This is a genomic window from Alloiococcus sp. CFN-8 (assembly GCF_049943125.1).
Taxonomy (GTDB): Bacteria; Bacillota; Clostridia; order Clostridiales; family Clostridiaceae; genus JAEXZL01.
The window spans coordinates 3,525,648-3,538,505 of the sequence record NZ_CP188040.1 but is presented as its reverse complement, the minus strand read 5'-3'; the positions used below and the strand labels follow the sequence as shown (position 1 = coordinate 3,538,505).

Here is a 12,858-nt window from a genome sequence, read left to right as displayed (position 1 = left end):
GTTTTCATAATTAAGTATGTCAGAATAACGAAGCCTATGGGAAAACTAAAAGTCGTTCTCTTCATGGTTACCTAAGAGGACCTGTCTTGGTTTTGCTCCATCCCTTGGAGAAATAACCCGGTTTTCTTCCAATTGCTCCATAATTCTCGCCGCTCTATTATACCCTATTCTGAGCCTCCTTTGCAATAAGGAAGTAGATGCTTGTCCTGATTCAACTACAATCTTTATTGCCTCGTCTAATAGCGGATCTACACTATCACCAGAGGGAGTGGAGGAAACTTCATTGTCTATATGCTCTAGTATTTCTGTTTGATAGTTCTCCTCCAGAGAACCTACCTTATCCTTAATACTATCAACAACCTTTTCAACCTCCCCTTCTGATATAAATGCTCCCTGTATTCTTATAGGCTTAGATTCGCCAACAGGATAGAAAAGCATATCCCCTCTTCCTAATAGTTTTTCTGCTCCGGAGGAATCTAATATAGTTCTAGAATCTATTTGGCTAGAAACAGCAAAGGATATTCTTGAAGGTATATTTGCTTTAATTACTCCAGTTATAACATCAACAGAAGGTCTTTGAGTGGCAATGACTAAGTGCATCCCAGCAGCTCTAGCCATTTGAGCCAATCTAGCAATGTATTCTTCAACTTCATGCGGACAAGCCATCATAAGATCAGCTAACTCATCTACTATCATGACTATCCATGGGAGTTTTTCCTCTATTTTACCTTTATCAAATAGGTCGTTATAGCCTTCAATATTTCTAACAGAATTCTCAGCAAAAAGCTTATATCTTCTAGTCATTTCATTTACGGCCCAATTTAATGCTCCAGCAGCTTTTTTAGGATCAGTAACAACTGGTATAAGAAGATGTGGTATACCGTTGTAAACAGATAGTTCTACAACCTTTGGATCCACCATCAACAGCCTTACTTCTGAAGGGGAGTACTTATATAATAAGCTTATTATTAATGTGTTAATACATACACTCTTCCCTGACCCAGTGGCACCTGCTATTAATAAATGTGGCATCTTGCTAAGATCAGTGACTACACAATTACCATCTATCCCTTTACCCAAGGCGAAGGATAAATTTTGAGAACCAGAGGTGAATTCCTTCGATTCCAACACTTCTCTTAAGAATACGGCATTTAGCTCTTTATTGGGAACCTCAATGCCCACTGCAGACTTTCCAGGTATCGGAGCTTCTATACGAACTCCACGAGCTGCTAAACTAAGGGCTATATCATCTGAAAGATTTGTAATTTTACTTACCTTCACCCCCGCCTTTGGTTGAAGCTCGAATCTGGTAACGGAGGGTCCCTTGGTTACTTGTATTACTTTAGCATCGACACCGAAGCTGTTTAATGTTTCTTCTAATCGAGTAGCATTTGCTAACAGCTCTTTCTTATCTTCTTTGTTCATCTTTGTTTTAGAATTTTGATTTAAAAGATCTACATCTGGATACTTATATTCAATAACTTCTGGAGAGCTAACTATCTTGGCAGATATTTCTTTATTTATCTCTTCATTTATAGCTTTATTCTTTTCCTTTGAGTTCTCATTAGTATTGATTTTGGCTACAGACTCTTCAACAGAGTATTGATTAATTTCTGGTTTTATTTGAGGTATCTGTTCAAGAAAATCTTCTTGATAAACAGCATCATCTAAAGTAGTGTTTTTCATAAAGTCCAATATCTTAATTTTATTATTAATACCGTTAATATAATCCTCTTTTTCATCCTTAGCTCTTGCTCTATCTGTTGCGATTTCTTTAGTTGTTTGTAGTTTTTTAATAGCCGTTTTATCAATTTTCAGCCTTGCAGATTTATCTTTAACATTCTTCCCCATGGTATATAAGGAAATATCAAATATTACAATAGCAGCTATTATAAAAACAGCTATAAAAATAATAAAGGATCCTATTGTACCAAATAAATTATAAAAGGGTATATCTATTAATAATCCTATAATACCCCCATGAAATCTGCTTTCTGAATCTATTATATTTTTAAGAGACCCAAAAAACTCTCCAGGAACATAATAATCTTTTATAGTTAGCATCTGAATAAATAACAAGGTATTTAACAGAGTAATAATAATTGCAACTTTTCTTTTACTGCTCTTTTTTAAACCGTCTTGGGCTGAAATCATAGCAATACCATAAGCTATTAAAATAAATGGAAGTAAATACCCCAAAAAACCTATGGTGGAAAATATAATTGCTTTTGATATATTCCCTATAAATTCATCTTTAGAAAAGAATAAGCTAAAAATCAGCAGCAATCCTAAAGCTATGATTATAACACCATTCACTTCTTTTCTTACATTATTTTTATCCTTCGTGGACGTCTTCTTTTTCTTCTTCGCCATCGTATCACCCCGCTTTATTAATTCTACATTTAAGAAAAATATCCTTTAAGTAAATTAAATAAACCATAGCGCCTATCTATGGTTTATCCTCATTTATTAATTCTTTAAGCTTTTTTAGAGCATCTTTTACTCCACCTACCTCATCAATCAATCCCATTGTAACAGCTTGCTCACCTATTAATATAGTACCCATATCATTGAGTAATTCATCTGTCTGCAACAAAAGCTTTCGTAATGCTTCTTTGTCTATATTAGAAGTCCTTACTATAAAGTCATTTATTCTTTCCTGCATTTTATTGAAATATTCAAAGGTTTGAGGCACTCCTATCACTAATCCATTCATTCTAATAGGATGCAAAATCATTGTGGCTGAAGGTGATATAAAAGAATAATCTGCAGCTGTTGCAAGAGGGACACCTATAGAATGACCGCCACCAACAACTAAAGATACCGTTGGTTTACTTAAACTATAAATCATCTCAGATATTGCGAGTCCAGCCTCAATATCTCCACCTATAGTGTTAAGGACTATTAATATACCCTGGACTTCAGGATTTTGTTCCATGGATATTAATGAAGGAATAACATGCTCATATTTAGTAGACTTGGTTTGTGGAGATAGATTCATATGGCCTTCAATTTGTCCTATAATAGATAATACTTGAATACTTTCATTTTCCTTCATGTTATTTACATAGGTATTTCCAAATTCTTTTATTGCATCTCCGTTTTTATCCATAATTAATCCTCCTATACACATTTATTGTGCACCTAGGAGGATTAATTATTCTATACTACATAAACTTTTTATGGAGAATATTAATTGCTCTTTTAACATTTTCAGTCTTAACAAGACACCATATAGTCATAAAAGAATCAGCGCTCTGTAGTATTTCTATTTCTTCTTCATTTAGGGCTTCCACTATTGAAGCCATAACTCCTGGAATACCTCTCATACCTGTTCCAATAAGAGCTACATTGCTACAGCCTTCTACTAGGCTGTATTTGATTCCCTCCATACCAAGGACTCTGCAGAGGCTATCCTTATCCTTTGAGCTGATTGTGAATATCTTCTCTTCAGGAAATACATTAATTAAATCAATACTGATATTTTCTTTAGCAAGGAGATTAAGGAGGTTTTTGTACATGGGATTACCTTCATTATTCGCCTTTTTAATAACAACCTGTATTCTATCTTGGGTATAAGTTATCCCTGCTATAATCTTCTTGCTTTCCTCATCAGTGCTATCTATTATTGTTCCATCGCTTTCGTTGAATGTATTTTTTATTTTTAATGGTATAGAGCCTTTCTTAGCGATATCTACTGCACGAGGATGAATTACCTTTGCACCTTGATCAGCATACTGGAATACCTCTAGATAGTTCATTTTAGAGATAACCTCAGCCTCCTGAACTATTCGAGGATCCGCAGTCATAATACCATCAACATCGGTAAAGATATCTATTTCCTTTGCTTTTAGAGCAACGCCTAAAATAGATGCTGTGGTATCGCTTCCTCCTCTACCCAATGTAGTGATTTCTCCTTTTTCTGTGGCCCCCTGAAAGCCTGAAACAACAGGTACTATTCCTTGAGATATTAATTCCATTAGCATTGAGGTATTAACTTCTTTAACTGAAGCATTATTAAATTTTGCATCTGTAATTATTCCTGCCTGTCCTCCAGTAAGAGGCATTGCTCTTATACCTGCATCATATAAATCATTACACAATACAACAGTGCTTATCATTTCTCCGCAGCTCATAAGAAAATCCATTGCTTTAGGATTGTTGGTCTTGAAACCTTCATTTATCATCGATAATAATGTGTCAGTAGCATAGGGGTCGCCTTTTCTGCCCATAGCTGATACCACTACAACTGGAATAAGGTTATTATTTAAAGAGTGTTTAATTTTTTCTACTACAAGCTTTCTGCGTTCTTTTGTTGTTACGGAGGTACCTCCAAACTTTTGTACGATAATATCCATCCAATCACCTCTAGTAAAAAGTTACGGTTTAGTTCTTTTAATATTTTGTTCCTCAGCATCAAGAATTATGGTTCGTGCACCAATCTTTTTTACATAGTCCCAGGGTATTTCCATAAATTCATTGCTGCCAAATAAAGAAAATTTATTGTTATTTATGTTTATGATAAGAAGTTTAAGATAACCATCTTCATCAACTACAATATCGTTATTAGCTAAACAGTTATATTTTTCTCCATCATTAATGTTAATTATTTCAAATCTCTCTATCTCACTATATAACTTTATATTATCTGCCATACTATCGGTGCCTCCTATTTTTATTAATCATTAAAATATATGCACCTATGAAAAATTTAATTCATGACACCTATTTTATATTCATTCATAACACCTATAAAAATTCATTAATATAATCTACGGCAGTAATATTATTAACCTTATGCTCAATAAAATAGATTATTTCATATATAATAATATTAACAGATGTTTAATATAAATCAACTTTCAATAAATTAAAACTTGATTAACTTATCTATTATTATCTGCAAAAACACCATTATCACACAGAAAGGAGCACTTTATTGAATTAATATCAATATATTCAATTATGGTATCTATTGTTAAAGAAGAAACGGATTTTTCCTCTCTAATATTAGTAGTGTCAATTTCTTTAAAGATGGAAATTTTTATTGGTTAACACTCGAGGAGTAAGAGTACAAAAATAGACACTTAATCACAGTTAAATGTCTTTAAAGGTCTATTATTAACTTACGTAATGATATGTGCAAGGTCACCTGTTGATTTTCCACTTTTCCTGTAATATCAGTTTTTAATTACTGTTAATACTTGATTAATTTCTGAAGTATTACCCACAAAGGCACCGTTAAGAAGTCCAGGTGTAATACATTCTTTTATAACCTTATTTACTTTTTCCATTGTAATGTTATCTATTTTATCAATTATGTCTTGTTGAGAGTAAGTTTTATCCATAAACAATATATTTCTACCGTTAGCAAACATCCTGCTGCTGGTGCTTTCTAAACCTAGTATATAGCTTCCTTTAAGCTTTTTCTTAGTAATCTCTAAAAGCTCTGGAGTGATTCCTTCTTCTGAAAGCTTATTTAATTCATCTTTTATAACTTCTGCAGCGATTGCTCCATGCTGTGGTGAGAGTCCTGCATATATATTTAATGTTCCACCATTGTTATAAGCAGTAGTGTAGGTATATATAGAATAACAGAGCCCTAGCTCTTCTCTCAGTTTTTGAAATAATATTGAAGAGGATCCTCCACCTAAAATATTTCCTATTAAAGTTGAGGTATAGCCTAATTCATTACCTAAAGGATACCCCTTAAGTCCTAAACTTATATGCAGCTGTTCGATATCCTTATCCTTGTGAAGGAAATTGTGGTGAATTGTAGGCTTGCTATATTCTACTATACTGCTCTTTGAATTAGACTTCCAATCTCCAAAATAAGTGTTTGCAAGAGTTAAGAGTTTCTCTTCATTAAAATTACCACTAATGGAGATTACGGCTCTTTCCGGAGTATAATTACTATCAAGATACTCAACTATTGCATCTCTAGTCAACGATGAAACGGACTTCTTACTTCCTAGTATGGGAAGAGATAAACTATCCTCCTGCCATGTAGCATAAGTATGAAGATCACTTAGTACGTCCTCAGGAGAATCATCGCACATGTTTATCTCCTCCAGTACTACGCCCTTTTCTTTTTCTATATCCTCTAAAGAAAAGCTGCTGTTAAACAACATATCTGATAATATATCAAAAGCAAGAGGGAGATATTCATCTAGCGCCTTTATATAATAACAGGTAGCTTCTCTACCTGTAAAAGCATTTATTTGTCCGCCAACATTTTCAATAGCTTCAGCTAGCTCTAAAGCTGTTCTTTTTTTTGTGCCTTTAAAAAGCATATGTTCTATAAAATGAGAAATTCCATTATTAATAAGGTTCTCATTTCTGGATCCTGCTTTTATCCATATACCCAAAGTAAAAGACTTAACTGAGTCGGACTTTTCAGCTACAATTCTTAAATTATTTGAAAGCTTATGTATTTTCAGCATAATAGTCTCCTTGAAATTTTAGTTTTATATAAAAAAATAAAAAGGCATAAAGCCCTTCTATTCTTTATTCTTCTACTTCTTTATTTTGCTCTGATTCCTTTATGGCATCTTTTCTGGAGAGATTTATTCTGCCTTGACTATCTATTTCAGTAACCTTAACAAGGATCTCATCACCAACAGAAACAACATCCTCAACTTTATTTACCCTAGTTACATCTAATTTAGATATATGAACCAAGCCTTCTTTGTTAGGTAGTATTTCAACAAAACAACCAAAGGTAGCTATCTTTGTAACCTTACCTAGATATATTTCTCCAGCCTTTACATCCTTAGTTAAACCTTCGATAATCTTTAAGGCTTGCTTAACGCCTACTGAATCTGTTGATGATACAAAAACTCTACCATCTTCCTTAATGTCTATCTTGACGCCAGTCTCAGCAATTATCTTATTGATTGTTTTTCCACCAGCACCTATAACATCTCTGATTTTTTCTGGATCTATCATCATTGTGAAAGTTTTAGGAGCGTACTGTGATACTTCTTCTCTTGGAGCTGATATACATTCATTTATCTTTTCTAATATATGAAGTCTTGCTATCTTAGCTTTCTCTATAGAATTTCTTATACAATCATTGGATAAGCCTTTAAGCTTAGTATCAACCTGAATAGAAGTTATCCCTTCTACAGTTCCTGCTACCTTAAAGTCCATATCGCCAAAGAAATCTTCGATTCCCTGTATATCTGTAAGAATAGCTTCCTTTGATAAATCCTCGCTGGTTACAAGTCCCATAGCTATACCTGCTGCAGGTCTTTTTATCGGAACACCTGCGTCCAGAAGAGCTAGTGTACTAGCACAAACACTGGCTTGTGATGTTGAACCGTTAGAGCTTAATACTTCTGAAACAAGTCTAATAGTATATGGGAATTCTTCTTCAGAAGGAATTAAAGGTTCTAAAGCTCTCTCTGCTAAAGCACCATGGCCGATTTCTCTTCTTCCAGGTCCTCTAAGAGGTCTTACTTCTCCAACACTGTAGGATGGGAAGTTATAATGATGCATATATCTCTTAAATTCCTCTTCAGCTATTCCGTCTAATATCTGTACATCACCGATTGCTCCTAAGGTTGCTACTGTGAGTACTTGTGTTAAACCTCTAGTGAATAAGCCTGTTCCATGAGTTCTTGGGAGTAGAGAAACCTCACAACCAAGTGGTCTTATCTCATCAAAGCCTCTTCCATCAGGTCTTCTGCTCTCATCCAGAATCATATTTCTTACAACTTTCTTTTGAAGGTTGTAGATTACATCATTAACATCTGCCATGTTATCAGGATACTTTTCTTCGAATTGAGCCTTAACCTTTTCTTTAACCTCTGATATTGCTGAATTTCTTTCATCCTTATCTATGATATACATAGCATCTTTAACCATGTTGAAGGCAAATTCTTTAACTTCATTTTCTAAGTTCTCATCTACATGATGGAATTCAGGGAAGATTTTTTCCTTTCCAAACATCTTCATGCACTCTTCCTGGAAGGCAACTATTTTCTTACATTCCTCAAAGCCGAAGATTATAGCATCATACATGATATCTTCAGAAATCTCGTTGGCACCAGCCTCAATCATCATAACCTTTTCCTTGGTAGCTACTACAGTTAAGGCTAAGGAGCTTTGTTCTCTCTCCTTGGTGGTGGGATTTACTATGAATTCACCATTTATGTAGCCTATAGAAACAGCACCTACAGGATCAGTAAATGGAATGCTAGAAATTGATAATGCTGTTGATGCTGCATTTATTGCTAGAATTTCTGGAAGATTATCATTTTCTACAGAAACTACAGTGCATACAACTTGAACATCATTTCTATAGCCCTTTGGAAATAAAGGTCTTATCGGTCTATCAATAGCTCTTCCGTGAAGGATAGCTTTTTCTGATGGACGGCCTTCCCTTTTAATAAAACCTCCAGGTATTTTACCTACAGCATATAGTTTTTCCTCATATTCAACGCTTAAAGGGAAGAAATCTATTCCTTCTCTAGGAGTTTCTGAGGCGTTTACATTTGTGATTATAACGGTATCACCATAACTCATCATAATAGCAGCATTAGAGAGCATGCCGATTTTTCCATATTCAACCTTTAACTTTCTACCTGCTATAATCATCTCATGTGTATGGTACATAATATACCTCCTTTCAATTGTTAATATTATTTGTATTAATTTTAAAAATATAAGTATTCTAAAATGATAGAGCGGGGATACCGCTCTATCATATAGAGACAAAATTCCTTTCATGACTCTAAATAATTTGGAATTAACCTTATAAGCAAAACAATTATTACATTTAAAAATATTAATTGCATTTCCTATAATCTTATAATTAAATACAGAAAGAAAATTTAAACCTCTCCATTAACGTATTAATTCTTTCATAAATTGATTGTTTTGTCAAGCTTAGAATCCTTGATGCTAAAGCATTTTGTCCTATTATTCTAATTTAGTGTAACGTATACATAAAACTACAATTTTAGTGTATTTTAAAAGCAGTGATATGTAACAAGAGAGCATATGGATAACCCATACACTCTCTTATATAAGATTACTATCTTCTTAGTCCTAGTTGTTCAATTATAGTACGATATCTTTGAATATCTTTTGATTCTAGGTAATTTAATAAACCTCTTCTTTGTCCAACCATCATTAATAGACCTCTTCTTGAGTGATGGTCTTTTTTATGTGTCTTAAGATGATCAGTTAAGCTGTTTATTCTCTCAGTTAAAAGAGCTATTTGTACTTCTGGTGATCCTGTATCACCCTCATGACGAGCATATTTAGTCATTATTTCTTGTTTTCTTGCCTTTTCCATTGGTACACCTCCAAAATTTATCCCCGAGTTCCAAGTAAAAAGATAGGCATTCTAAGAACTTAGAACAGGGTTCTACTCGGCTATTATAACAGATATAATAATAAAAGTAAAATATTTTTAGTATAAAATCTTTATGTTTTTACTGAAAAGTAATAGATTAAATCTTATTATTATAAAAAGTAATCAGGTATAGGTTCTTTTTCTGCAAATTCTCTATCAATATCTAATCTGGCGATTAAATCATTCAAAGTATTAAATTTCTTTTCATTTCGGATTTTCTTTATAAAATATAAGGATATTTCTTGGTCATATATTTCTTGATTAAAATCTAATATATGTGTTTCTATAGAAAATCCCTTATTCTCTATGGTAGGATTAAACCCTACACTACTTATACCCTTATAAAAGGTGTTATTTATCTCTACTATTGTATAATATATTCCTAAAGCAGGTATAACATAATCCTTATTGATATTTAGATTAGCAGTGGGATAACCTAGTTCTCTACCAAGCTTTCTTCCATGAATAACAATATTCCTTAAGCAATAGGGTCTTCCCAATAAAATATTTGCCTTTTCTAAATTTCCTTCAGTGAGCTCAGAACGAATAAGTGAACTGCTTACAACTTCATCGTGGTATTTCATGGTTTCTACTACTTCAAGCTTAAAGTTATATTTTAATTTTAGTTCTTTTAAAAATTCTACATTGCCGGTATTTTTATATCCAAACTTATGATTTAGTCCAACAACAAATCCGTCAGCATTGTATAGGTCAATAAGCATTTTTATGTAGCCTTCAGCTGAATTTTTCATATACTCCTCAGAAAAGGTAACTAAACAAGCTATATCAATTCCCGCTTTTTTTAATAAGTTAAGCTTATACTCATTGTCCGTAAGCAGTTTAGGTGGAATAGCACCCTTTACAACGGTTTTAGGATGATTTTTAAAGGTATAAACCATACTTAGTCCATTATTTACTTCAGCTAGTTCTTTTGCTTTGTTAATTAGCTGCATATGACCTGTGTGCAGTCCATCAAAGCTACCTAAAGCTATATATGTTTTTTTATCTATAGGTTTATTATAATTTTCATCTATTATCAACATCTCTTTACCTCAATTTAAACCTTTATTCTTTTAAAATTAATTCTTCTTTTAACTAATATCTTTAGTTTCAGTTTATTATTGCATATTCGCTTTTTTATGTCAATTAATAACAGATTGTTATATGATTTCCTTGATTATAAGCTATAATTGTTGTATTCTAATTAATTATATACCCATAAAAAGCAAAGGATATTTATAACCAGCTCTATCCTTTGCTTTTTTATAGGGATAACATAGAAGTAAACACTTACCTTGTGATAAATACTTTATCAGCTTTAAAAGCCTTATTTGCAAACCGTCCGATACCAATAAAGTTATTGTCTATGTCATAAACTCTATATAAAGTATAATTATTATCCAATTCATCGATTAAGGCTCTATCCTGTATTGAAACACCATTAATAAATAATTTTAGAAAGTAAGGATCTAATTGAATTTTATTATATTTATTCAATAAGCTATCTAAAGGTAGTATGTATTCGCTTATGTTTGAGGTATTGAGAGTATCTAGATTAACTGAATGGGATAAATCAAACACTCCGTTTTTTTCCCTTGTTAATTCCTTCATATATGCTCCGCACCCTAGGGCATCACCTATATCTTTGCAGAGACTTCTAATATATGTCCCCTTAGAACATCTAACTCTAAGCTCTAGTTCTGAAGAAGCATTATCATAGGATAATAGGTTTAAAGCATATATAGTTACTTCTCTGGCCTCTCGTTCAATCTCTATTCCTTTTCTGGCCAAATCGTATAGGCGCTGTCCATTAACCTTAAGAGCTGAATACATGGGGGGATATTGATTGATTGTTCCTTTAAAGCCTTTAAGAACTGATAATATTTCCATAATTGTTACTGAGGAGGCATCCTTCTTAAATAAAATAGTCCCCTCTCTATCATAGGTATCTGTAGTGATGCCTAGCTTTAAAATAGTCCTGTATATCTTTGTATCGTTCATAAAGTAATCAATAGCCTTAGTAGCTGGACCTAAACAAATAGGAAGAACTCCGCTAGCTAATGGGTCTAAGGTTCCTGCATGACCAATTTTGACTTTACCTACCAGGGGCTTAAGCTTTCTTATAACGTCAAAGGAAGATATTCCTTCAGGTTTATTTATATTTATAACTCCATTTAACATAAATCATTTTCCTCTATTACAGCAAGTACCATTTCAGTTGCTTTATCTATGGTCACATTAGAAATAAAGGCACCGGAAGCCTTTATGTGACCTCCACCTGAGAAATACTCTGCTATTTTTCTCACATCAATTTTGTCCTTTGACCTAAAGCTTATTTTAACGCCATCATTTTTTTCTTTAAATAATATTGAAGCTTCCACACCTTTAATCATAAGACCTGAGGATACAATTTCTGAGCTATCCTCCAGTTGGAAGTTTAACTCCTTGAGCATTCTATCTGTAATTGAGAATAAACATATTTTCGAATCTCTAACAAGCTTCATATCTGAGTATACTAGTCCTAAAAGCTTGATATATTTCTGATCCTTATTTTCATATATAAGCCTATGTATTAAAGTAAAATCGAAGGGATACTTAAGCAGCTCAGATAATATTAAATGAGTATTACTTGTGGTGTTTGAATATTTAAAAGAACCGGTATCAGTCATGATGGAAGTATATATGCAGCTAGCTATTTTGCTATCAAATGGAGCACCTAGATCCTTAATTAGATTAAAGATAATTTCTGCTGAAGCAGCAGCAGAGGTATCTATATAATTATAATGACCATATTGATCATTACTTATATGATGGTCTACGTTAATAATAGTTTTTTTATAATTACTTAAATCTGCGTTTACTCTTTCTACATTTCCGCAATCTATAACAATAACTATTTCTGTACCTTCTTTAGGAGCCTGTATAGTACCATCTATAGCTTCACTCCTTGGTAAAAAGCTAAAATCAACAGGAAGCTTTTCTTTACATATAATATAGACATTTTTATTTAATTTTTCTAGAGAAATTAGCAGAGCCAGAGCACTGCCTATGGAATCACCATCTGGTGAAGTGTGAAAAGTAATTCCAATAGTTGTACTCTGACTTATAATTTCTGAAATCTCATTAAGCTTCATTATTATTCTCCTTAAGCTTTTGAATGATTTCATTTATGTGCATTCCGTGTTCAATAGAATCATCTCGCTCTATTATTAATTCGGGAGTATGTCTAAGCTTAAGTCTATGAGCAAGCTCTTTTCTAATAAATCCGCTAGAGTGCTTTATAGCTTCTAAGGTTTCTTCCTTTTGAGACTCAGTTCCAAAAATACTTAATGACACCTTAGCGTAATGAAGATCCTTCGTTGTATTAACGTGGGTCACACTAACCATTGCGGATACTCTGGGATCTTTAATGTCATTTGCTATTATAATGCTAATTTCCCTTTTTATTTCTTCATTAATTCTTCCGGATCTATAATTAGCCATTTTATCACCTC

11 protein-coding genes are annotated in these 12,858 nt (G+C 33.0%); all 11 read right to left on the bottom strand.

Features of this window, described 5'->3' with window-relative positions; all coding sequences use genetic code 11:
* Positions 1-45: 45 nt before the first annotated feature.
* Entirely contained in the window at positions 46-2,373 is a 2,328-nt protein-coding gene (locus ACPWSR_RS16655) for a DNA translocase FtsK (protein ID WP_426349350.1), read from the bottom strand.
* A 76-nt stretch (positions 2,374-2,449) separates the two neighbouring features.
* Complete coding sequence (locus tag ACPWSR_RS16650) at positions 2,450-3,112, bottom strand: ClpP family protease (protein ID WP_426349349.1); 663 nt, start codon at positions 3,110-3,112, stop codon at positions 2,450-2,452.
* 55 nt (positions 3,113-3,167) lie between these two features.
* Positions 3,168-4,358 (bottom strand): aspartate kinase, encoded by a 1,191-nt coding sequence (gene dapG / locus ACPWSR_RS16645; RefSeq protein ID WP_426349348.1) that lies wholly within the window; start codon positions 4,356-4,358, stop codon positions 3,168-3,170.
* Positions 4,359-4,379: 21 nt separating this feature from the next.
* A complete protein-coding gene (locus ACPWSR_RS16640) occupies positions 4,380-4,655 on the bottom strand; it encodes a YlmC/YmxH family sporulation protein (protein ID WP_426349347.1) in 276 nt (91 codons plus the stop codon).
* Between the two features lie 525 nt (positions 4,656-5,180).
* Positions 5,181-6,443: a M16 family metallopeptidase gene (locus ACPWSR_RS16635; protein WP_426349346.1), complete on the bottom strand. Its 1,263-nt coding sequence runs from the start codon at positions 6,441-6,443 to the stop codon at positions 5,181-5,183.
* Positions 6,444-6,507: 64 nt separating this feature from the next.
* A complete protein-coding gene (locus ACPWSR_RS16630; RefSeq protein WP_426349345.1) occupies positions 6,508-8,619 on the bottom strand; it encodes a polyribonucleotide nucleotidyltransferase in 2,112 nt (703 codons plus the stop codon).
* 421 nt (positions 8,620-9,040) lie between these two features.
* Positions 9,041-9,304: a 30S ribosomal protein S15 gene (rpsO, locus tag ACPWSR_RS16625; protein WP_426349344.1), complete on the bottom strand. Its 264-nt coding sequence runs from the start codon at positions 9,302-9,304 to the stop codon at positions 9,041-9,043.
* Between the two features lie 170 nt (positions 9,305-9,474).
* Positions 9,475-10,407 (bottom strand): bifunctional riboflavin kinase/FAD synthetase, encoded by a 933-nt coding sequence (locus tag ACPWSR_RS16620; RefSeq protein ID WP_426349343.1) that lies wholly within the window; start codon positions 10,405-10,407, stop codon positions 9,475-9,477.
* A gap of 247 nt (positions 10,408-10,654) precedes the next feature.
* Positions 10,655-11,545 (bottom strand): tRNA pseudouridine(55) synthase TruB, encoded by an 891-nt coding sequence (gene truB, locus ACPWSR_RS16615; RefSeq protein WP_426349342.1) that lies wholly within the window; start codon positions 11,543-11,545, stop codon positions 10,655-10,657.
* A complete protein-coding gene (locus tag ACPWSR_RS16610) occupies positions 11,539-12,498 on the bottom strand; it encodes a DHH family phosphoesterase (protein WP_426349341.1) in 960 nt (319 codons plus the stop codon). The genes truB and ACPWSR_RS16610 overlap by 7 nt, the downstream gene beginning before the upstream one ends.
* Positions 12,488-12,847, bottom strand: coding sequence for a 30S ribosome-binding factor RbfA (gene rbfA, locus ACPWSR_RS16605; protein WP_426349340.1), 360 nt, complete (start codon positions 12,845-12,847; stop codon positions 12,488-12,490). Before rbfA ends, ACPWSR_RS16610 begins: the two co-directional genes overlap by 11 nt.
* Between the last annotated feature and the right edge of the window lie 11 nt (positions 12,848-12,858).